At 62.4% G+C, this 22,285-nt stretch carries 21 protein-coding genes; 4 read left to right on the top strand and 17 right to left on the bottom strand.

The genetic code is table 11. The features are described 5' to 3' along the window. Positions 1-11 precede the first annotated feature (11 nt). Genes DM806_RS25615 through DM806_RS25585 form a run of 7 tightly spaced genes read right to left on the bottom strand, consistent with a single transcriptional unit; the run spans position 12 to position 5,937 of the window. Positions 12-2,201: a TonB-dependent receptor gene (locus DM806_RS25615; RefSeq protein ID WP_179045980.1), complete on the bottom strand. Its 2,190-nt coding sequence runs from the start codon at positions 2,199-2,201 to the stop codon at positions 12-14. Between the two features lie 17 nt (positions 2,202-2,218). After that, the gene (locus DM806_RS25610; RefSeq protein ID WP_179045979.1) at positions 2,219-2,686 is read right to left on the bottom strand and encodes a c-type cytochrome; all 468 of its coding nucleotides are present in this window, start codon (positions 2,684-2,686) and stop codon (positions 2,219-2,221) included. Next, the gene (locus DM806_RS25605; RefSeq protein ID WP_179045978.1) at positions 2,683-3,132 is read right to left on the bottom strand and encodes a c-type cytochrome; all 450 of its coding nucleotides are present in this window, start codon (positions 3,130-3,132) and stop codon (positions 2,683-2,685) included. The genes DM806_RS25610 and DM806_RS25605 overlap by 4 nt, the downstream gene beginning before the upstream one ends. Continuing rightward, a complete protein-coding gene (locus DM806_RS25600) occupies positions 3,129-3,674 on the bottom strand; it encodes a methylamine dehydrogenase light chain (protein WP_179045977.1) in 546 nt (181 codons plus the stop codon). The genes DM806_RS25605 and DM806_RS25600 overlap by 4 nt, the downstream gene beginning before the upstream one ends. A gap of 3 nt (positions 3,675-3,677) precedes the next feature. Continuing rightward, complete coding sequence (locus DM806_RS25595; protein ID WP_179045976.1) at positions 3,678-4,265, bottom strand: methylamine dehydrogenase; 588 nt, start codon at positions 4,263-4,265, stop codon at positions 3,678-3,680. Next, entirely contained in the window at positions 4,259-4,753 is a 495-nt protein-coding gene (locus tag DM806_RS25590; RefSeq protein WP_179045975.1) for a MauE/DoxX family redox-associated membrane protein, read from the bottom strand. Before DM806_RS25590 ends, DM806_RS25595 begins: the two co-directional genes overlap by 7 nt. Further along, a complete protein-coding gene (locus DM806_RS25585; protein ID WP_179045974.1) occupies positions 4,753-5,937 on the bottom strand; it encodes an amine dehydrogenase large subunit in 1,185 nt (394 codons plus the stop codon). Before DM806_RS25585 ends, DM806_RS25590 begins: the two co-directional genes overlap by 1 nt. Positions 5,938-6,049: 112 nt before the next feature. Here DM806_RS25585 and DM806_RS25580 point away from each other — a divergent pair, with 112 nt between their 5' ends. Further along, on the top strand, positions 6,050-6,748 hold the full coding sequence (locus tag DM806_RS25580; RefSeq protein WP_256869495.1) for a TetR/AcrR family transcriptional regulator: 699 nt from the start codon (positions 6,050-6,052) through the stop codon (positions 6,746-6,748). 245 nt (positions 6,749-6,993) lie between these two features. On the opposite strand, the gene DM806_RS25575 is transcribed toward DM806_RS25580, so the two are convergent. The 8 genes from DM806_RS25575 to DM806_RS25540 form a co-directional block, all read right to left on the bottom strand. Then, entirely contained in the window at positions 6,994-7,812 is an 819-nt protein-coding gene (locus DM806_RS25575) for a TorF family putative porin (protein WP_179045972.1), read from the bottom strand. A 157-nt stretch (positions 7,813-7,969) separates the two neighbouring features. Continuing rightward, positions 7,970-8,272: a hypothetical protein gene (locus DM806_RS25570; RefSeq protein WP_179045971.1), complete on the bottom strand. Its 303-nt coding sequence runs from the start codon at positions 8,270-8,272 to the stop codon at positions 7,970-7,972. A gap of 183 nt (positions 8,273-8,455) precedes the next feature. Continuing rightward, positions 8,456-9,184 (bottom strand): response regulator, encoded by a 729-nt coding sequence (locus DM806_RS25565; RefSeq protein ID WP_179045970.1) that lies wholly within the window; start codon positions 9,182-9,184, stop codon positions 8,456-8,458. Beyond that, positions 9,181-11,850, bottom strand: coding sequence for a sensor histidine kinase (locus DM806_RS25560; protein WP_179045969.1), 2,670 nt, complete (start codon positions 11,848-11,850; stop codon positions 9,181-9,183). Before DM806_RS25560 ends, DM806_RS25565 begins: the two co-directional genes overlap by 4 nt. A gap of 5 nt (positions 11,851-11,855) precedes the next feature. Further along, entirely contained in the window at positions 11,856-12,437 is a 582-nt protein-coding gene (gene kdpC, locus DM806_RS25555) for a potassium-transporting ATPase subunit KdpC (RefSeq protein ID WP_179045968.1), read from the bottom strand. Between the two features lie 11 nt (positions 12,438-12,448). Next, positions 12,449-14,485 carry a potassium-transporting ATPase subunit KdpB gene (gene kdpB, locus DM806_RS25550; protein WP_179045967.1) on the bottom strand — a complete coding sequence of 679 codons (2,037 nt, stop codon included), beginning with the start codon at positions 14,483-14,485 and terminating at the stop codon, positions 12,449-12,451. 16 nt (positions 14,486-14,501) lie between these two features. Continuing rightward, the gene (gene kdpA / locus DM806_RS25545) at positions 14,502-16,205 is read right to left on the bottom strand and encodes a potassium-transporting ATPase subunit KdpA (protein WP_179045966.1); all 1,704 of its coding nucleotides are present in this window, start codon (positions 16,203-16,205) and stop codon (positions 14,502-14,504) included. A 15-nt stretch (positions 16,206-16,220) separates the two neighbouring features. Continuing rightward, positions 16,221-16,310 carry a potassium-transporting ATPase subunit F gene (locus DM806_RS25540; protein WP_179045965.1) on the bottom strand — a complete coding sequence of 30 codons (90 nt, stop codon included), beginning with the start codon at positions 16,308-16,310 and terminating at the stop codon, positions 16,221-16,223. A gap of 439 nt (positions 16,311-16,749) precedes the next feature. On the opposite strand from DM806_RS25540, the gene DM806_RS25535 reads away from it, so the two are divergent. Together DM806_RS25535 and DM806_RS25530 are read left to right on the top strand one after the other, a co-directional pair. Continuing rightward, positions 16,750-18,102 carry an FAD/NAD(P)-binding protein gene (locus tag DM806_RS25535; RefSeq protein ID WP_179045964.1) on the top strand — a complete coding sequence of 451 codons (1,353 nt, stop codon included), beginning with the start codon at positions 16,750-16,752 and terminating at the stop codon, positions 18,100-18,102. A gap of 103 nt (positions 18,103-18,205) precedes the next feature. After that, positions 18,206-19,543, top strand: coding sequence for an LLM class flavin-dependent oxidoreductase (locus DM806_RS25530; RefSeq protein WP_179045963.1), 1,338 nt, complete (start codon positions 18,206-18,208; stop codon positions 19,541-19,543). Positions 19,544-19,582: 39 nt separating this feature from the next. On the opposite strand, the gene DM806_RS25525 is transcribed toward DM806_RS25530, so the two are convergent. Continuing rightward, a complete protein-coding gene (locus DM806_RS25525; protein WP_179045962.1) occupies positions 19,583-21,004 on the bottom strand; it encodes a globin-coupled sensor protein in 1,422 nt (473 codons plus the stop codon). Between the two features lie 317 nt (positions 21,005-21,321). On the opposite strand from DM806_RS25525, the gene DM806_RS25520 reads away from it, so the two are divergent. Continuing rightward, positions 21,322-21,588 (top strand): hypothetical protein, encoded by a 267-nt coding sequence (locus tag DM806_RS25520; protein WP_179045961.1) that lies wholly within the window; start codon positions 21,322-21,324, stop codon positions 21,586-21,588. Between the two features lie 41 nt (positions 21,589-21,629). Here DM806_RS25520 and DM806_RS27890 read toward each other — a convergent pair whose 3' ends face one another. Continuing rightward, entirely contained in the window at positions 21,630-22,283 is a 654-nt protein-coding gene (locus tag DM806_RS27890; RefSeq protein WP_179045960.1) for a flagellar hook assembly protein FlgD, read from the bottom strand. Positions 22,284-22,285 lie beyond the last annotated feature (2 nt).

Raw genomic sequence — 22,285 nt, 5'->3', positions numbered from 1 at the left:
TGCGCCTTTTTTCAGAATTTTGCGCCGACCGTCACGCCATAGGTGCGCGGATTGCCGATATGATTATAGTCGAAACCGAAGCCCGCGAGCAGATCAACCCGCGAAGTGAAGTAGAATTTCTTCGTAAGATTCCTTGCCCAGAGCGAAACGTTGAACCGCTCGTCCGCGCTTTCCCAGTCGAGATGGCCGCTGAGCAGCGCATAGCCCTTCTGTTTCAGGCGGGGGATGTTGAGCACTTCGAAATATTGGCTCGACTGATAGGCGACTTCGGGATGGAAGGAGAGGCTGCCGAAGCCGCCCTGCGCGACCGTCCAGTCGATCCCGCCATTGACCGTCAGGCTAGGCGCGTTGGACAGGCGATTGTCGGATACATCGACGCCGCTGACGGTGCCCTGCTTTATCTTGGCCGATAGCACGCCCATGCCCGCGCGCAGCGTGAGCATGTCGGCGGCTCGGATGGTCAGTTCCGCTTCTCCGCCATAGATGCGCGACTTGGGTATATTGAGCAGCGTCTGGGCGGCGCTGGCCGGGTCGACATTGATGAACTGCTGGTTCTTGTAGTCATAATAAAAGCCGGCGACGTTCAGCGTGACGCGGCGATCCCAGAACTGCGTTTTCGCGCCGACTTCATAGGATGTCACTTGCTCCGCCTTCGCCACCGACAGTTCGGACGGATCGAAGAAGGCCTGGGCATTGAAGCTGGGCGCGCGATAGCCGCGGCTGACACTGGCATAGAGGAGATTGCCGTCGGCCAGCTTGTAATCGAGGCCGATCTTGCCGGAAAAATTATCCTTGCTGAAGCGCAGGTTGGATAGCGGGATCAGGGTCGCGACGACGCTGTCGTCCACGCCCAGCGCCTGCGAGATGAAGCCGTTCTGACGGCCCGTATCATGCGTGTAGCGAAGGCCGCCGCGCAGCGTCAACGCCTCCCCGATCTTGTATTTGAGGTCGGAGTAGATGGCGACGCTCTTCTTCACCTGGCTGAACTGGTTCTGCACCTTGCAGGCCAGCGGCAGGCCGTCGGCGCAATCCTGCGCATCGATCGTGCCGTCATCATTCACGTCCACATCGGTCGCGATTTCAAAGGCGGTGCGGTTGAAGACTTTCTCCCGGTTGAAATAGACGCCCAGGATGAAGTCGAACGGTCCGCCGGTATCGCTGGTCAAGCGCAGATCCTGCGCAAACTGGTTCGCCCTGTCATAATAGGGAATCTCCAGCAGCTTCGTCGCCGTGCCGTCCGTATCCTCGCGGAAGAAGAGCGTGCCCTTGTCATAGGAGGTGATGCTGGTCAGCGCGATCGCATCGGACAGGTCGACATTGGTGGTCAGCGCCACCGATGTGGTGCGGGCGCGGCGGCGGGTGGCGACGTCGGACGCGATCTCCCAGCGGGACAGGCCGGGGCGATGGTCCGCCTCGGGCTGGGCATAGATGCCGTAATTTTGCGGATTCTGGAAACTGGTTGAGGCGCGCAGCACGAAGGTTAGCCCCTCGACCGGCTCGGCCTTCAGCGTGCCGCGAAACGCATATTCGCGGGTGCTGGCGAGGTCCGGCATGCCCGGCTCGACATTTTTGAACCAGCCGTCCGCGCGGGCGAAGGTGCCCGCTACGCGCAGCGCCGCTTTCTCGCCGAGCGGTACATTGACCGCGCCGTTCGCCTCATAGCGGTTATAATTGCCATAGCCGGCGTTCACATATCCGCTGGTTTCGCCTAGCTTCGCCTCGCGGCTGATGATGTTCACCGCGCCGCCGGTGGTGTTCTTGCCATAAAGCGTGCCCTGCGGTCCGCGCAGCACCTCGACCCGTTCCAGATCATACATGGCGACGCCCAGGAAGGCGAAATTGCCCTTATATACCTCATCATAATAGGTTGCGACCGGGCTGGACTGGTTGAGGCTGTAGTCGGACATCGACACGCCGCGCAGCGCGAAGATCGGCGTATTGTCGCCCACGATAGAGGTAAGCTGGAGATTGGCGACCTTCGTCACCAGACTGTCGACATTGCTGATGCGGGACTTGGCCAGCGCGTCGCCGCCGATGGCGGAAACGGAAATGGGAACGGATTGCACATTTTCGGATCGCTTGGCGGCGGTGACGACGATGTCGCTTGTAGAGGCTTCCTGCGCGGACGCGGGATGTATCCATGCCAGTCCCGTCAATAGCGTGCCGCCGAGCGCCAGCACCCTGGTGGAGATTTTCCCCATGTCTCTTCCCTCCTATTTTATTGTGTCTGTTTCGCCTCTTTCGAAGAAAAGCCCTCCACCAACCGCGTTCTTGTGGCGACGCGGTCGAGACGGATGGGATTGCGCCGCAGCGCCGCGATTTCCGCCGCCGAATAGGGTTGAAAATCGCGCGGCAGATGCTCCGCGTCGAACCTGTGCAGCGTCCAGTTGACGAGGTCGGCGAGGCGTTCGTCATCCAGATCGACGGTCGCGACGCCCGGCACCCGGCCGATAAAGGCCCGCCCGCCCGGCACCGTCAGAAAACGGGCGACGACGCCACGCATCGGCGGATTGGAGCGATCGTCACCGCTACCGTCCGGTCGGTGGCACCCCTGGCATTTCAATATATAGTCCTGATGCGCTCTGGCCGGATTGGTAACGCCCGGTATCGTCCGATCGCTGGCCTTGGCCGCCAGCGTCGCGGACAATGCGACAAGGCCTGCCAGAGCGAGCGGGACCAGCTTCATTTGCCGCCCGCCCCTTCATGAAGCTTCGCGACGTCGGCGGCGCCCAGCGTCTTCGCCCCAGCCCGATAGCCGGCCACTTCCTGATCGGTGAAGGGCTTGAAGGCCGGCCCTGTCCTGGCGATCGTGCCGCCGACATGGTTAAGTACGGCGGCGATCCCGGCATCGTCCAGCCCGCCCTGCGCCGGCATCATGCCGCGATAGGCCTTGCCCTCCACGCTGATCGGACCGTTCAGCCCCTTGATAACGGCCAGCGCCAGATAGCGGCGGCCGCCCGGCTTCGCTGCCAGCGCGCGGAAGTCAGCGCCGAGCGGCGGATAGGCGCCCGGCACGCCGGCACCGGTGCGGGTATGGCAGGCGGCGCAGCGATTATAGATGGTCGCGCCATCGGGCGCCGCCTGCGCCATGCCGGCGCTCATCAACAGAGCGAGTGCGACGGCCGCCTTCATTTCGGCTGGTCCAGCGCGGTGCCGACGATCGCCGCAACCGAACAATTGTAGATGCTACTTTCCGTCCCCAGACACCAGTTATAGTCGTTGTTCGACTGGGGCCGGACCTGCGGCCGGTCGCCTTCATTGCGGTTGCACAGGCACTGGCCGCAGGAGGACACGCCGCAACAATCATTATAGCTGATAATATAGGCACGGCCGTCCGCCGGGTTGGTGCAGGTGCCGATCCAGGTGATGGGCGACATTTCCGTGCCGGGCGGGCAGCTGTTGACCGTGCCGCCGCAGCAGGAGCAGAGGAAGCCGTCGATCGCGCAATAGCGCCAATAGTCGCAGCTGGCCGGATTGCCGGGATCCTGCGGCGTGCCGGATGTCATTTCCGGCCGGGCCGCATCGGGATGGGTAGAGGCGCGCGCCACCGGCAAGGCGGGCAGCAGGGCCGTGCCGGTCATCCCCGCGCCCAGCCAAGCCAACAGCGACCGGCGGGAGGTGCCACGCGCTACGCCGCGCGCCATGCGTTCGGCGAACTTGTCGAAACCGGCCATGGCTCAGGCCTCCTTCCGGCGGGCGAGATAATCCTGAAGCGAGGCGACACCGCGCTCCTTCGCCTCGAACAGGCTTTCCAGATGCTCGCGGCTGTTGATGAGGCCGAGCGAGGCGATCCTGCCGCTTTCGTCCAGCAGCACCGCATAGGGTAGCTTCGCGACGCCGAAGGCGCGCCCCAGGGCCTCGGACAGGATGATCGGAAGGCCATCGAGGCCATGATCGGCCGCCATGGCGCGATAGGCGGGCTTCGTGCCGTCACCGGCGATCATGACGTCGATCCAGTCCGCCTCCGCGCGGGCGGCGGAGCGCAGCACCGGCAGCAGCGACTTGCAGACCGAACAGTCGGGCGAGGCGAAGAAGAGCAGCTGGCTGCGCCCGTCCCGCTTGCCACCCACGCGCAGCTTGGCGTCGTCGATGGTGAGGAGATCCATGGGTGTCGCCACTTCGCCGATCTTCACGCCCTGATGCAGGGTCAGAGCACCAGCCGGGGCGATCCGTTCATGCAATATGCCGACTTGCCGGGCGAGTGCGGCGATGAGCAAGGCCTGGGCGATCACCGCCGCCCACAGCAATATCTGGGATGTCAGCATCTGTTCTTCCTCCAAACGGGCCGGGGAATGGCAAGGAGTTCGGCCGCACCGAACCAGAGCGCAAGGAAGCCGGCGGCGGCGAACGGCGCATCGAGGCTGAAGGGTGCCGGCGGCAACAGGGCCGCTGGCGCCGCAAGACCGGCGAGCAACACCGGGCGGGCGATCTGGCCCCAGCCGACCGGCCGTTCCCGCGCGACAAGATCACAGCCGCAATCGAGCGACTGACCACGGCGGCGTAGCAGTAGCAGGGCGTAGAGCGCCCAGAGCAGCAGGGCGATGAGCGCGCCGGCCAAGCGCAATGGGGCGAGCAGCAGGCAGAGGGCGGCCGTGCCCTCCGCAACACCTGCCGCAATCAGCAGCAGGGAGCCGGTCGAGACCGGTGCCCCTGCGAGCCGCGCCGCCGCGATGCCGAGCCGTTGGCGATCGATCGCCTTGTGCAGCGCGGAGACGCCGAGCAGTAGGACGAGGAAAAGAGGGAGCGCGGCCATCAGGGCACCGTGATGACGATAGGGTTGGCCGCGACCGTGGCGCCCAGCGTCCGCACGAAAGCGCCGGTCGCGGCGTCATGCACATCGACTACGCCGTCCGCCCGCGCCACGATCAGTTGCGGCGCATCCTCGCGCGTCACCGCTATGGCCAGCCCCTGTCCCTTGAGCGCAATGCGGGACAGGCGGGCTTTTTTTACCGGATCGACAACCCAGACTTCGGTGCCGCCATCCTTGTGGCTGCCTTCCTTGCCGTTGGGGCTCATCAGCACATAGAGCAGCCCTTTCGCGTCGGAGGCGATGACCTGCCAGCCGCCTGGCCGCCATTGCGGCGTGCCGCCATCCGCCTTCGCCCCATCCCCTTTATCAACGCTGAAGGCGCCGGGTAGCGGTTTGGCGACCGGGCCGGACAGGTCGATGCCCTGCACCATGCCATAATAGCTGACGAACCAAGCGGTGCGCCCGACCATGGCAGGGGTGCCGAACAAGGGCTGCCGGTCGATATCCTGCACCTTGGCCACGCTGCTGGAGGAAGCCGCCTGCCCTTTGTCATCCAGCGTCACGCTGAACACCGATCCGTCAGCACACAGGCTGCTGAAGCCGCGCTCACCGCTGGGATAGATTTGGGTGCAGCCGGGCAGGTCGATCTCACCCAGCACCTTGCGGGCGTGCAGATCTACCACCGTGACCGACTGGGCAGGGGTGAAATTAGCGACCAGCGCCCATTTGCCGCCATTAGTGAACTGGAAGACATTGGGATAGGTGACAGACAGCTGCCGCTTGCCGTCGGGCAGGATGATCTCACCTTTAGGCTGGAGCGTCTTCATATCCCATATGGTTATGGCGTCGGTGCGTTTACCACGGGTCAAGCGGCCATAGAATGTTTCTGCTGTGTAAATCTCGCCACGGTCTGGCGCGACCAGCTCATTGGCGAACTGGGCCGCGCGCACCAGCCCCTTGAGTGGGCGATCGGCCGAGCGGGTGTCGACCAACGCCAGCTTGCCATCGAGGATCGACGCGAAGTTAAGATCATGGATCAAGACCCAGCTTTTCGGCCAAATACCCGGTAGTACCGCAACGTTGGGCAGCACCTCTTCAGGCAAAGGGGTGGGGAATTTCCGGGTGTCGGCAGATGCCGACTGGGGCACTGCCGCGCCAAGCAGCAAGCTCAGGCCAATGGACCGCATCTCTTCCTCTCCTGTCGCGGATCTCGTCCGCTTGAGAGGAATTATGAAGAAGTGGCAACAAATCTGTCAAGTGACCTAAATTTGTCACTCGACATAATTTTAACGAACCCATATGATCCATTCGATCGAACAGGAAACATCGAGAAATCAGATGGATGAGGCTGAAGGCCAAACTGCGGCGCTGATCATGGCGGATCGGGATGGCGGCTATTCCAAAGGGAACGAGACCCGCGAGCTCATCCTGCACACTGCCCTCACCATATTGATCGAGGATGGCTATCGCGCCATGAGCATGCGCCGAGTCGCAGCTGATAGCGGCATCAAGTTCGGCAACCTGACCTATCATTATCGCAGCCGCGAGGATCTGGTCCGCGAATTGCTGGAAGCGGTAATCCGCAGCTATGAGGTCGAATTCGACCAGATCATTCACATGCGCGGCGCGCCCGTGGAACGCCTGCGACGGATTTGCAGGTTCATTCTGGAGGATATTCGCAGCAAGAAGACAACCAATGTCTTCCCCGAACTATGGGCGCTTTCCAATCATGATGCCTTCATACTGGGCCGCGTGCAGGATCTCTATCAGAGAGCACGGGCGCCTCTTGCCGACATTGTAGGGGAAATGCGGCCGGATCTCCCATCCGCCGATCGCGCCGCCATCGCCCTTTTCATCTCCGCATCGATGGAAGGAACAACCCCTTTCGCAGGCTTTGAAAAGCCCTTCGAGCCGCTGATGCCGAGGCTTGAAGATATCGCCCTTCATTCCTTCGTGCTTCTCGTGGAAAGCTATGGCGGTTATCGCGGTGGCGAGTGACTACCACGCGACGGCGTTTCACGAACAGAAATGGATTCTGAAAACTTTAATTCGGCCATTCGGAAATCGAAGCCAAGGACTGGCCGGATACATACCGCCACCCGGATCATGGCGCATGATGTGTGTGTTCCGAGCGGTCATCTTCGGGAAAGCAAGGCCGCGACACCGCAGAATATTGCACATGGTATCGCGAACATGAAAAACCGGGCGTGCCCCGGGAGATCGAACGCCATCCCCCGGCATGTTCAGAAGGCGGCGGTCAATGAAGCGACAATTGCGCTATCCGCGATGGAACCGACGCCATCCTGCCCCTTGCTGAAATTGGGTTGCAGGCGCGCGGCTTCTCGCGTCGAGATGTCGGTATCGACATAGGATATATTCAGCGTCAGGTTGCGCCATGTTGCCTCCATGCCGAGCGACCAGTCCCAATACTCGCCCGTCGGGGCCAAGCTGGTTCCGTTCGGACCCAGTCCCGGATTCCCGTTCGAATAGCCGATATGTGCCTTTGCAGCGAACGGCGTGCCGGCAATCGCCACGACACCATCTCCCCAAAGACACAGATTGTCCTTCTTCTGACCGCGACTGTCAGGATGACCGGACATGTTGGCCAATGCTTGTTGCCTGGGCGCATAGGCTGCCCCTACGGTGAACGTCACAAGGCCGGTCGTCCTGCTGAACTTTATGAAGGGCTCGGCGAAATCCGTGTCGTCGGCGCCACCAGGATACATATACCAGACCATGCCGATATCGAGCGTGGCATTGGCCGCCAGCGGCGTCTTATAGCCGGCGATCAGATCCAGTTCCATATTGGCGCCGCCAAATGTGCCCCAGCCGGAGAGATTTGATCCCCAGGCGCCAGCGTAGATACCATTCTCATGGGCGATCGTAAGGCCGCCCTGGATCGCCATTTCCTTATCGGATTGGGAAACGCCGCGAAACCGATAGTCGGACGCTATCGTCGCGGTCCCCGTGACGGTGAGCTGCGAGGTCGCATCAGCCTGAGCCAGGGCGAATGTGGGAAAGGAGCCGAGCATCAGCAGCGGCGCGACAAAAGCGGTTTTCATGAAGCCCTCTTGAAAAGCTCCAGGCGGCGAAGTGCTGCCCGGCGAGGACTGTCATTAATGCAGGCCCGCATTTGATATCGAGATGAGGGAATAGCCTATCGCATTGTATTTTAACTATGATCCACTCCAGACGGCGACAGCATCGCTGCCCAACAATTCAGGCCGCGACGCGCACCGACGGATCGCGCCGAACAGGGAGCGGCACAGTCGCGGCCCAGCGATCCGACACGGTAACGGGCGCCCAGAGACCGGCCCCCATGACCGCAAGGGCCATGCCTGCACTTGCGGTCATGAACAAAAGGGCGGCCAGCAGGACTTGCGATGGCGAAGCCTCGCCCGCCGGGTTGGCCGAGACGAGCGTGCGCAGCAGTGCATCTTCCGGCCAGACCGATGCCAGGAGTGCGAGGCCGGCGAGCCTCAGTCCGATCCTTGCCGAAAGCCTTTCATGCCAATATGCCATGACAAACACCTCTCAAAGGAGGCCGTCAAAATACGCATCCGCGCATAATATCTCGAGATTGAGAAACAGCGATTTTAATTGAGATTGCATTGGAATCCCGACGACCGCCGAATTCGCACTAGGTTCGCCGCGCCTGCCGCCTGCTAGACGGAACCGGACGGCTGCCGGTTGTTTCTGCCGATTTCAGTGCGCGTGCGGCGCGAACTCTTCGGTTTCCCCTTCGACGTTGAAGCGCAGGCGATAGCCGATGCCGAGTTCATTGCCGATGATCCGGGGCCGCTGTGGATCGCTTTCCAGTTTCTGACGCAGCGTGCGGACCAGAACCCGCAGATATTCGACATGATGCTCCACTTCGTTGGGCCACACATGCGCCATGATCTGTGCATGGGTGATCACCCGACCGGGGAATTTGGCGAGTTGGGCCAGCACGGCATATTCCTTGGGCGTCAAATGCACTTCCTTTCCGGCCTTTAGGACGTTGCGGGCCATGAGGTCGATCTCGACATCACCCGCACGCACCATGGAGACGCCGCCATCCTTCGTCATGCGATTGCGCAGAGCCACGCGGACGCGCGCGAGCAACTCATCGGTGTCGAATGGTTTGGTCAGATAATCGTCCGCGCCCAGATCCAGCGCTGCGACCTTCTGATCGGTCGCGTCGCGCGCCGAAACGATGATGAGCGTCGTGTCCGAATGTTGCTTGAACAGGGGAACAAGTTCCAATCCGTCCCGGTCCGGCAGGCCAAGGTCGAGGAGACTGATGTCGGGGCGCTCCTCCTTCAGCTTTTCAAGCGCCTCGCGGGCATTCCCGGCCTCGACTGTCGCATAGTCGGCCCGCGTCAACGCGGCGAGGATGAGCTTGCGGATATGCGGCTCGTCATCGACGATCAACACCTTGTGACGCACTTTCATGGGATGTCCTTCTGGGGCAATTCGGCAATGATGAGAGGTTGCGGGATGGTGATCGTGAAGCAGGCGCCCAAAGGGTCGTGGTTGCTCGAAGCGGAGACGGTAAGGCCCATCGCTTCCGCAAAGCCCTTGACGATGGCGAGGCCAAGGCCGGTGCCATGCTTCGCCCTGTCCGATCCTTCCAGTCGCGTGAAGGTATCGAAGACCCTAGCCTCCGCACCGGTCGGAATTCCCGGTCCTTCATCGAGCACGGACAGCGTGATGGCGTCCGGCAGCCGCCTGCCCTGAACCCTGACGGGCGTGCCGGGGTCGGCATAGCGGCCCGCATTGTCGAGCAGGTTGATGAGGCAATGATGAAGGAGAGTCGGATCGACCCGGACAAGCGGAATGTCCGGCAATATGTCGACCTTGACCTCATGTCCCAGCAGGGACTGGCGCGTGTCGTGAACCGCCCCGGCCACGGCGTCGAACAGATCGGTCGGCTCGACCCGGAGCGGCAGGGCGCCGGCTTCCACGCGCGCCATGTCAAGGAGATTGGCGACGAACCGATTGAGGCGCTTCGCTTCCGCTTCCACCGTATCGAGCAGGTTCGATGGCTGTTGCCGCCTGAGTTCCTGCATCGCCGAAATGATCGTCGTCAGCGGGGTCCGCAAATCATGGCTGACCGATGACAGCAGCGCAGACCGCAGCCGGTCCCGCTCTCTGATCTGACGCACATCCAGCATCTCCTCCTCCAGCGCCATGCGATCGAAGGCGATCGATGCCTGATCCAGCAGGCTCATGAGCAAAGGTATCTGGTCCGATCGCAAGGGCTGACCCGCATCCTCGCGCGCCAGGCCCAGAACGCCCAGAACGCCGCGCGTGGTACGCAGCGGATGGAACAGCCAGTCGGATGCCGTCAGCGTGGATGATCCGCGCCCGGCCGGCTGTTCATTGTCCATCGACCATTGCGCAGCCGCCTTTTCGATCTGATCGAGCCGGTCTTCGGGGGGCACCGCGGCGCGCAACTGGGGGCCGTCCTTGGACGGGAGCAGCAGGACCGTTCGCACCGACAGCAAGCGCGCAACCTCGGCGCAGATGGCCTGCATCAATTCTTCCTGGCTCGCCGAAGCCGTGAGCTGGCGCGAGAAGCTGGCCAGTGCTGCGTTTTGGCGGGCGCTGGACTGGGCCAGATCGGCCTGCGCGCGAACACGCGCCGCGAACTGACTAGTCACGATGGCGACGCCCAGCAGCACCAGGATGCTGATGACATTTTCCGGATTGCTGACCGTCAGCGTGCCGGTGGGCGGGAGGAAGAAGAAATTATAGGCAAGGCTGGACACCAGGCCCGAGAACAGACCGGCGCGCAGCCCGAAGGTCGCGGCCGCGAACATGACCGGAATGAGGTAGAGCAAAGCGATGTTGCCAAGATCGATGATCTCGACCAGCAGCCGCCCAAGCGCCGTCATCGCAACGATCATCAGCGCCGACCAGATATAGCCGAGCGGATCGCCCCAACCCTGGCCCAAGGCCCCATCGGCCAGTGTCTGCCGTCTTGCCACATTGTCGCCGGGCAGGACATGGACGGCGACATCGCCAATCTCTCGCACCAGCTGGTCGACGACGGATCCATGGCGAAGTTCGAACCACCAGGGACGGGTGGACTTGCCGATGACAATCTGTGTTGCGCGCGCGTCGGCGACGGAGTGGCGAAGGCCTTCCACCACCGACGGCGCCGGAATGGTCGCGGTCGTCGCCCCCAACCGCGAGGCAAGGGCCATGGTGTCGGCCAGTTGCTCGCGCTCCTGTGCCGTAAAAGCAAGACTGCGCTGCGTTTCGATATGAACTGCCGACCAGGGGGCCTTGAGCGCGTCCGCAAGCCGCTTGGCCGCACGGACAAGGCCCTGGGCGCTCGGCACTTCGCTGATGGCAACGAGGATACGTTCGCCCGCCGCGAAGCTGCCGGCGAGCGCATGAGCCCGGACATAATCCAGCATCTGCGCATCAACGGCCTGTGCAGCCCGTCGCAGCGCCATCTCGCGCAGCGCGGTGAGGTTGGATTTGGAGAAGAAATGGGTGAGTGCGCGCGTCGCTTCCTGCGGGATATAGACCTTGCCATCCTTCAGTCGCTCGATCAGCTCGTCGGGCGGAATATCCACGACCTCGATCTCGGCCATTTCGAGAATGGAGTCCGGCACAGTCTCGCGCACGCGGACGCGCGTGAAGGAGGCGACGACGTCGTTCAGACTTTCGACATGCTGGATATTCACGGTCGAGTAGACATCGATCCCGGCATCAAGCAGTTCCTCGACATCCTGATAGCGCTTGGGATGCCGGCTCCCGGCCGCATTTGTGTGCGCCAGTTCATCCACCAGCACCAACGCAGGCGCTCGCTCCAGAATGGCGTCAATGTCCATCTCTCCGAGCCTGTGCCCCCTATGATTGATGTCGCGCCGTGGCACGATCTCATGCCCGGCCAGAAGCGCCTCGGTCTCCTTGCGCCCATGGGTTTCTACCACGCCCACCACGACATCGATTCCGGCCTTGCGGCGTTGCATGCCGTCGATCAGCATCTCATAGGTCTTGCCGACACCCGGCGCCGCGCCAAGGAATATCTTGAGACGGCCACGGCCTTCCTGCGCCACCTGGCGCAGGAAGGCCTCCGGGTCTCGACGGGTGGGATCGTTCATCAAGGCTATTTAGCGCCGATCTGGTCCAGCCGTCGATTGATTTCCAGGACGTTGACGCGGGCCTCGCCCAGGAAGCCGAGCAGCGGCGGCTCGATACTCTGATCGATCAGGGCCTTGACCTTCGCGCCGTCCACTCCGCGCACCCGCGCGATGCGATCGGCCTGATAATAGGCTGCTTCGGGTGTGATGTCAGGGTCGAGGCCCGAACCCGAGGCCGTCACGAGGTCGGTGGGCACTGGCTTGCCAGGATTGGATTGGCTCAGTTTCTCGCTATCCGCCTTCACACGATCGACGAGCGCCTGGCTCGTCGGCCCAAGGTTAGAGCCGGAAGAGGCAAGGCCATCATAGCCCTTGCCAGCCGCCGACGGGCGCGAGTTGAAATAACGGTCGCTTGAAAAGCCCTGACCGATCAGGGTCGATCCCATTATCTTGCCATCCTGTTCGATAAGACTGCCATTGGCCTGTGCCGGAAAGATCAGCTGACCGATCCCGGTCAGAGCCAGCGGATAGACCAGCCCCAGCAGGATCGCGAAGAGGATCATCATGACCAGCGCGGGCCTGAACGACGTGAGTATGTCCTTGTTCATGCTTTTGTTCCTCAGGCGAGGCCAAGGCCGTTGACGGCCAGGTCGATGAGCTTGATGCCAGCAAAGGGCGCTATCAGGCCGCCTAGGCCGTAGATTGCGAGGTTGCGCGCGAGCAGCGGACCCGCGCCTATCGGACGATAAGTCACGCCTTTCAGGGCCAGCGGCACCAGCAGCGGGATGATGAGCGCGTTGAAGATGATCGCCGACAGGATCGCGCTCTGCGGCGTGGCGAGGCCCATAATGTTCAGCACGCCCAACCCCGGATAAAGCACCACGAACATGGCCGGGATGATCGCGAAATATTTGGCCACGTCATTTGCCACCGAGAAGGTGGTAAGCGCGCCGCGCGTCATCAGGAGCTGCTTGCCGAGGCCAACGACCTCGATCAGCTTGGTCGGATCACTGTCGAGATCAACCATGTTGCCGGCCTCGCGCGCTGCCTGCGTGCCGGTATTCATGGCGACGCCGACGTCCGCCTGCGCCAACGCCGGCGCATCGTTGGTGCCGTCACCACACATGGCGACGAGGCGGCCGCCCTCCTGCTCCTTGCGGATCAGGGCCAGCTTGTCTTCCGGCGTCGCCTGGGCGAGGAAATCGTCCACACCGGCTTCCGCCGCGATCGACGCAGCGGTCAACGGATTGTCGCCGGTGATCATCACCGTGCGGATGCCCATCTGCCGCAGTTCGCCAAAGCGCTCGCGGATGCCGGCCTTGACGATATCCTTGAGGAAGATGGCGCCCAGCAGCTCGCCATTCTTCGCCACGGCCAGCGGCGTGCCGCCCGCCCGCGCGATCTCGTCGCTGACACGGCGCAGTTCCTCGGCCGTCCGGGTTTTGGCCGCATCGGGATAGGCGCGCAGGATCGAATCCACCGCGCCCTTCTGAATAGCGGAGCCATTGAAGCTGACACCGGAGACGCGGGTCTGCGCCGTGAAGGGAATGACCTCCGCTCCTGCTGGAAGCGCGTTAGCTGTCTGGCCGAACTTCTCGCGGGCAAGCAGCATGATCGACCGCCCTTCCGGCGTTTCGTCGGCCAGGCTGGCGAGCAGCGCGGCTTCTGCAAGGTCGGCCTGTTTCGTGCCGCCAACGGTGCGGAACTCGGTCGCCTGACGATCGCCGACCGTGATCGTGCCGGTCTTGTCGAGCAGCAGTACGTCGATATCGCCTGCCGCCTCGACCGCGCGCCCCGACTTGGCAAGTACGTTGAAGCGGACGAGCCGGTCCATGCCGGCAATGCCGATCGCGGACAGCAGCGCTGCAATGGTCGTCGGGATGAGGGTGATGAGCAGCGCGGCTAGGATCGACACCGGGATCGAGCCGCCCGCATAGCTGGCAAAGCCCGGAATGGTGCCGACCGCGATCAGGAAGATGATCGTAAGCCCCACCAGCAGCAGCGTCAGCGCAATCTCGTTGGGCGTCTTCTGCCGTTCCGCGCCTTCGACCAGCGCGATCATCCGGTCGAGAAACCCCTGCCCCGGATTGACGGTCACGCGCACCCGGATTTCGTCGGAGATGACGCGGGTACCGGCCGTCACCGCGGAACGGTCTCCACCCGCCTCGCGGATCACCGGCGCGGATTCACCGGTGATGGCGGCTTCGTTGACCGAAGCGACGCCTGAAACGACTTCGCCGTCGGACGGGATCAGGTCGCCCGTCTCGACCAGCACGATATCGCCGAGCTTCAGGGCACTGGCCGGGACATTCTCGACCTCGCGGCCGTCTCCCTTCAGACGCCTGGCGGTCAGTTCCGCCTTGGTCGCGCGCAGCGAGGCAGCCTGCGCTTTGCCCCGCCCCTCGGCCAGCGCTTCAGCGAAGGTGCCGAAGACAACCGTCAGCCAGAGCCAGATGACGAGTTGAAGCTTGAAGCCCATGCTCAGCCCGTCCTGCCCGACGGCAAGCAGGACGGTGAGCAGCACCGCCACGACGGCAGTGGTGAACATCACCGGATTGCGGATCAGTTCCCTGGGATTGAGTTTGCGGAACGCGTCTCCGATCGCCGGGACGATCAGGTCGGCGGTAAAGAGCGATTTGGACGCTTGGCGTGCCATGGATATGCTCCAATATTTAGAAAAGCTGGCCGTTGTTCATCGCAAGATGATCGGCGATCGGGCCAAGGGCGAGGCCGGGCAGGAAGGTGAGGCCGCCCACGATCAGGACGATGCCGACCAGCAATCCGGTCCAGAGCGGTCCGGTGGTGGGGAAGCTGCCTGCCGTCTCGGGCGTATATTTCTTCGCGGCCAGGCCACCGGCGATCGCCAGCATCGGCACGATGATGAAGAAGCGACCGATCCACATCGCGACCCCCAGCATGCCGTTATAGAAGGGCGTGTTCGCGGTCAGGCCGGCAAAAGCCGAGCCGTTGTTCGCCACGGCGCTGGTGAAGGCATAGAGGATTTCCGAAAAGCCATGCGGCCCCTTGTTGAGCGGTCCGGCAAGGCCGACGTCGAGCACGCTGGCGATGGCGGTGAAGCCCAGGATGATGAGCGGCAGGACGGCGATCGCCAGCACCGCCAGCTTGACCTCCCGGCTCTCGATCTTCTTGCCGACATATTCGGGCGTGCGACCGACCATGAGACCGGCAACGAAGACAGCCAGGATGGCGAACAGCAGGAAGCCGTAGATGCCCGCGCCGACGCCGCCGATCACGACTTCGCCCAGTTGCATGTTGAACAGCGGAATGAGACCGCCCAGCGCCGTGAAACTGTCATGCATCGCATTGACCGCGCCGCACGAAGCCGCCGTCGTGACAACCGAAAACAGCGCCGAAGCAGCGATGCCGAAGCGGACTTCCTTGCCTTCCATATTGCCCCCGGCGATGCCCATATTGTGGAGTACGGGGTTGCCGGCGGCTTCCTGCCAATAGGTGATCGTCGTCCCGACGAGAAACAGCAGCAGCATGGCCGCAAGGATCGCCCAGCCCTGACGGACATTGCCGACGGCCTTGCCGAACGTGTAGGTCAGGCCTACGCCGATCACGAAGATCGACAGCATCTGGACGAAATTGGTGAGCGCGGTCGGATTCTCGAACGGATGCGCCGAGTTGGCGTTGAAGAAGCCGCCGCCATTGGTGCCGAGCATCTTGATCGCTTCCTGGCTCGCCACCGGGCCAAGCGCGATAGTCTGCTTCACACCTTCGAGCGTGGTCACGTCGATCGATCCGGCCAGCGTCTGCGGCACGCCGCTCGCGATGTAGAAGAGCGCGATGACGAAGCAGACCGGCAGCAGCAGGTACAGCGTCACCCGGGTCATATCGGCCCAGAAATTGCCGACGCCGGAGGCTTCGCGCCGCGCAAAGCCGCGGAACAGGGCAAAGGCGAGCGCAATGCCAGTCGCGGCCGACAGGAAATTATGAATGGTCAGGCCCAACATCTGGCTGAGGTTCGACATGGTCGATTCCCCGCCATAGCTCTGCCAGTTGGTATTGGCCGTGAAGCTGATCGCCGTATTGAACGCAAGATGCTCGCTCACCCCGGCATAGCCCAGCGGGTTGAGCGGCAGGACGCCCTGCAAACGCAGGATCACATAGGTGAAGAACAGCAAGGCCGCGTTGAAGATCAGCATGTGCACCGCATAGCGACGCCAGCCCTGCTCCTCGGTCGGGTCAATGCCAGACAGGCTGTAAAATCCGCGCTCGACCGAGCCGAGCACGGCATGGAGCGGCGTGCGCCGACCTTCGTACAGCGCAAAGAGCCACAGGCCCATCGGCTTCGCCAGCGCCAGCAAGATGCCGACAAAGGCGAGGATCAGGAACCATCCGTGGAATGTCATTATCGTCGCCTCCCGTCAGAAGCGTTCGGGGCGTGCGAGCACGGCCACCAGATAGAGAAGAAGGCCGGCGGCCGTCAGCGCGGCCAACCAGAGGTCGATCGTCATGTGTCCGGCCCCCTATGCATTGTCGCAGAGGGCTGCGTAGCCAAGCGTCGCCGCCAGCAAGCCCAGGGTGAGGCCGATCCAGAGGATGTCCTGCATGTGAAATCTCCCGCACGGCATTGCGAGGCCGCAGGAGGTGCGGCACCCGAGTCGTGTGCAGTGTTTCAACTAGGGCAGGGTCGCATTTGAATTCGAGAGAGGGGAAATAGGAAACGCATAGTATTTGCGTATGATCGGCATATTTCCCGGGAGTGATCGCACGCCAGAGCGGGCAATGCAGTGACGGTAAAAGGGTGGCGCCTTTATCGGACGCTCATCGCCTTTTCTCTTGAACTGTCCCGTCCGGCAGGGCATGCCTTGAAAAACTGCAGAAATCTGCGGTTTGCGGCAGGGGTGTTCGCATGCTGTCGGGACTGGCTCTATATCTGGAATTGCTTGATTCATGCTAAGGGTCGATCATGTCGCCATCGTCGGTGGAGGCTTCAGCGGCGCGCTGCTCGCGATCAACCTGCTACGGCACGGCACGGTCCGGGTAACGCTGATCGAACGCAGGCCCGACCGGCTCGGTCGCGGCCTCGCCTATGGCGCCGCGCAGGAGGATCACGTCCTCAATGTCCGCGCCGCCAATATGAGCGCTTTGCCTGACCAGCCCGGTCATTTCGCCGAATGGCTTGGAACCCGGTCGCTTGGACAGGAGGGCAGTTTTGCGCGGCGGCGCGACTATGGCGCCTATCTTTGCGCGATGCTCGATGAAATGCGGTCCCTGGCCGGCGATCGGCTGACCATCCTGCAGGACGAGGCCGTCGACCTGACCACCGCAGCCGATGGCGCCTTCCTTACCCTCAAGTCCGGTAACAGGTTTACAGCCGACGTGGCCGTGGTCGCTTCGGGCAATCTGCCGCCCCATGATCTGCCTGCCTTGGTAGGAAAAGGGCGCCCCGCCTATGTCAACGACCCCTGGGCGACAGATATCGCGCAAGGGCTGGGCGCACAGGACAGCGTTCTGTTGCTGGGCAGCGGCCTGACCGCAGTGGACTGCACATTGAGCCTGGACAGCGGTGGCTTCAAGGGCAGGATCATTGCCATTTCCCGCCGCGGCCTCGCCCCCCATGCCCATGCGCAGACTCACCCCTATGCCGTGCGCGGTGAACGATTGAACGGGCCCGCGTCCGGCCTGGTCCACGCCGTCCGGGCGCGAAGCGCGGAGATTGGCTGGCGCAATGCCGTCGACGAGCTTCGTCCCTTCACGCAGGATATGTGGCGCGCCGCCAGTCCCGCCGAGCGGAGCCGGTTCCTGCGGCATCTTCGGCCCTACTGGGACGTGCACCGCCATCGTATCGCACCGGAGGTCGCCGCCCGGCTGGACGCCTTGCAGGTCGAGGGAAGGCTGAAGGTGCGCGCGGCAAAGATCGTCGCCGCGCAGAACGATGGCGATGAGCTGGCGGTGGATTTGCGCCCGCGCTGCCATGCTGCGATCGAAACCGTTCGGGTTGCACGCGTCGTCAATTGCACCGGACCATTGGGCGATCTCCGTCGGGTGAAGGATCCTTTGCTGCGCAACCTGTTCGATCGCGGCGACATTCGTCCCGATCCACTCGCCATCGGCATCGACGTCGACCGGCAATGCCACGCCATCGATGCGTCAGGCAATGCGCAGGAACGTCTGCTGATCGTCGGACCGATGACACGCGGCGCCCACTGGGAAATCGTCGCTGTGCCCGACATCAGGCGGCAGGTCTGGGCGCTCGCACGCCAGCTTACCAGCGCGCATTGGGTCGAGGCAGAGGGTCTGTAGGGCGCCTATTTGCCCAAATCATAAATCATCAAGGAGTCCGCGTTGGTCGCCTTTGCCGCTGCGTCCTACCGATAAGGGAACGCTCATCCCGAAAGGCACGGCCATGACTCAGCAACGGCATATCAAGCTCGGCTTCATCCTCCACGGTGTCGGGCGCACCTGGAACGACTGGCGGCATCCCGAACGCGATGTCAACGCCAGCACCAGCCTGGCCCACTATCAGCGACAGGCGGCAATTGCAGAGCGCGGCAAGTTCGATTTCCTGTTCGTGGCCGACAGCCTGTCGATCAACGAAAAATCCAGCCCCCACTATCTCAACCGCTTCGAACCGATCACCATCTTGTCGGCGCTGGCCGCCACGACATCGCGCATCGGCCTGGTCGCCACGCTGACGGTCAGCTATTCCGAACCCTTCAACGTTGCACGACAATTCGCATCGCTCGATCATTTGAGCGGCGGGCGCGCAGGCTGGAATGTCGTCACATCCTGGCTTGGCGACACGGCCGCCAATTTCAGCAAGACCGAACATCCCGCCCATGCCGTCCGCTATCGCATCGCTGCCGAATATCTGGACGTGGTTCAGGGACTGTGGGACAGCTGGGAGGACGGCGCCCATGTCGCGGACAAGGAAAGCGGGCGGTTCGTCGATCCGGACAAGCTGCACCAGCTGAACCACCAGGGCGAATTCTTCCAGGTGCGCGGTCCACTCAACATCAAGCGAACACCGCAGGGACAGCCCGTCATCTTCCAGGCTGGCGCGTCCGACGATGGCCGCAGCTTCGCTGCCCGCCGGGCCGAGGTGATATTCACCCATGCCGCCACGCAGGAAGAGGGCCAGGCCTATTATGCCGACGTCAAGGCGCGAGCCAGGGGCTTCGGCCGCGATCCCGACCGGCTTTTCATCCTTCCGGGCATTGCTGCGATCGTCGGCGATACGGACGAGGATGCGGAAGCGCGATATCGCGAACTGGCAGCGCTGGAATCGATCGAGACGGGGCTCGGCTTCCTGTCGCGCACCTTCAACGACCATGATTTCCGCCAATATGATCTCGACGCCCCCTTCCCCGATGTCGAGCATATCGGTCTCAACAGCCAGCAGAGCGGCACGCTGCGCATCCTGACCGAAGTACGGGCGGAAAATCTGACGCTGCGACAGGTGGCCGAGCGGCTGGCGACGCCGCGCGGCGCCTTTGTCGGCTCCGCAGAGACGATCGCGAACAGGCTGCAGCAATGGTTCGAAAGCGGCGCTGCCGACGGCTTCGTGCTGTTCGAACCGCTCCCCGGCCAGCTCGACCTGTTCGTCGAAAAGGTGATCCCGATCCTGCAGGCGCGAGGCCTTTTCCGGACCGATTATGAAGGAACGACCTTCCGGGAGCATTTGGGGCTCGCGGCGCCGGTCAATCGCCATTCGTCGTCAGGCGGGCGAAGAAACGCCGCCTGATGCGATGGCCGCGCCCGTGCGGATGCGGCGAAGGATCGTCTATCGTGACATCGTTTTTGCTGCACCGATGCGAAAGCGTCCCGCCTGGGCGGCAAGTTGAGCGGCATCGTCATGAAGGGACTGGGCGCCGACCGCAGCCTTCTCGATCATCGATGCATTTTGCTGGGTCGCGCGGTCCATCACACCCACCGCGCTGTTGACTTCGGTAATCGCATTGGATTGCGCCGCGTTATCGTTCGACATTTGCGCGATCAGGGCATGTACTCGTTCGAATTTCGAGGAGACGCCGTTCAACGCACCATCCACCCTTGTGACAGCGCCCACCGCGGCCGCAATTTCAGACTGAGTGGCCAACAACCCCTCGCGCGCCTTCCGGGCCTCTTCCTCGGCTCGCATCGCGAGCGCCCGGACAAGGTCGGCGACCACCGCAAATCCGCGCCCGGCATCCCCCGCGCGACCAGCCTCGACAGCCGCGTTCATCGCCAGCACGCGGGTCTGGAAGGCGATCTTGTCCACGCCCTCGATCACTGCGTCGATTCCCCGCGCGCTCTCATGCACCAGATGCATGGTGCGAACGGCATCGCCGGCCCCCGCCTTGCCCTGCCCCATGGCTATAAGCGCCTCGTCCGCTATGGATAATGTTTCCCGAGCGCCCGACGCGGTGGCTTTCACCCGGTCTTCGACCTGCCCCAGCGTCACCGCCGCCTGTTCCAGCGCGGCCGCATTGCTCTCCATCCGGCGCGCCAGATTCTCCGACGTGTCAGCAATGTCGCGCGATCCGCCCTTGATCGTGGCGGATGCGTGGACAACCGAACCGATGGTGTCGCGCAGATTGGACAACGTCTGATTATAGGATTTTTCGAGAGAGCAGAATGCCTGGGGCAAACCCCTCACATCTTCTGCCAGGTCGCCCAGAGCCAAGCGTGCCAACGCCCCGTCCAGCTTTGCGATCGCCTCGTTCCGTTCGATCGCGGCTTCTTCGAAATAGATGGAAATGGACAGTTCCATGTCCAGCAGCGCGGCCTTCACCAGGGCAGCGGTCATTTCACCGCCACCGCGCCTGCGCGCGAGCAATCTTTGCCATGGCGATGCGGCACGGTCCACCGCACGAATTATTTCGTCGAGGATGAGGGAATAGGCGCCAATATACCAGCGCGGTTCAAGACCGATACGGGCATGCACGGACCCGATGCGCCGGACGCTGTCATGATAGGTCGCATCGAACCGGGCATCGACAATATGCATCCAATGGCGGATCTGCGCCGATCGCGCCATCTCCATATGCGCCTTGTCTCGAAAGAAGCGCGCCGTATCCGGCGTCGCCCTGGCGCGCTCATAGAAGCGATCGAGGGCCGGCCCGATACACCGTTCAAGGATCGGTCTCGAAGCGCGAAGCAGGCTGCGCTGCCTGTCATCCAGTTCGAAAAAGCGAAGCCGTGCTTCGATGTCCGTGCCACTCATCATTGGTCCCCCTCTGCAATCAGGGCGGCAATTCCAACGAAGCGCCACCCGATTTCATGATAGGATGGGAAAGGCGAATCCGGTCATCGGCGACGACTAATCTTGGTACGATCCGGACGGGCTATCCATATACCGCGCCTTTTCCGGCCACATAAGGGAAAACCCTTAGTTGGAAGGATATCCCACATATAGCAGTAGATCGCCGGAGTTCGGGGGACGGTCTCTACTATCGGAAAATTTCCACGCCTTATCGGTTTGGGCATCATGATCGAGAGCGTATGTGAAAAATGTTCACTGACACAGACGACGCTGTCAATATGATTGAAGTATCGGACAGGGAATTTGAGTTCACACTGAAGTTGCGGGTAGAATGTCCAAATACCCTTTGGAAAGCGGCCGCCCATCATTGCATGAATATCTTCGATTATTCCAGGGATGACATAATCGACCTTATCGGCCCTGCCGAAGATCCTTCCATCGAAGACTGTCTGTTGATGCTCGCCCTGCCGGCACGGATGGCCGGCTGCACCATGCTGAGCACGGCCATAGATGCCGCCGGCGCAGCCAAAGGCATTTGCGGCTGATCCGGCAGCCCGGATCAGCCCTTCCTTACCTTACCTGCCGGTCAATCAATGGCGGAGACACCGACCAGGCCGTAAAGCGGCATGCGGATGCCATTCACGCCCAGCATGATGTCGGCGCCGCTGCTGACCACATCCGTGACCTTCGCCACCGAATTGATCGTCGAATCCAGCTTGTCACCACCAGCGGTCGTCGCCGCGAGCGACAATGTGTACGCCCCGTCTGCGGCGCGCGTCCCGTCACTCTTGGTCCCGTCCCATTCGAACCGCCCCTGCGCAGTGGGATCGAGCGTGACTGTGTTAACCACCTGGCCGGATGAATCCTTGATGGTGCCGGTAATGGCGCCTGGGGTGCCATTGATATAATAAGTCCAGGTCGCGGGATCGGTGCCGAGACCCGCAATAGCGGAATCGAAACGCGCTTCCTTGCCGATGAAGCTCGACGCCTGCGACATTTGCTGCGCGCTCAGCTGGGAGACGATATCCTGTAGCGACGCGCTTTGCTGGATCGCCTGTTCGACCTGCGAATATTGGACCAGCTGCTGGGTATATTCCGATGTGTCCATGGGATCGAGCGGATCCTGATTCTGCATCTGCGTGGTCAGCAGCTTCAGGAACATGGTGTAATCGGTAGACAGCCCTGCAAGCTGCGATGTAGCCGTGTTCGAGGCAGTCGTCGTCGTGTTGACCGTCGTCACTT

The organism is Sphingobium lactosutens, from assembly GCF_013393185.1.
GTDB lineage: Bacteria > Pseudomonadota > Alphaproteobacteria > Sphingomonadales > Sphingomonadaceae > Sphingobium > Sphingobium lactosutens_A.
The sequence above is the reverse complement of the archived record's forward strand: the minus strand, read 5'-3'. Positions and strand labels throughout refer to the sequence as shown.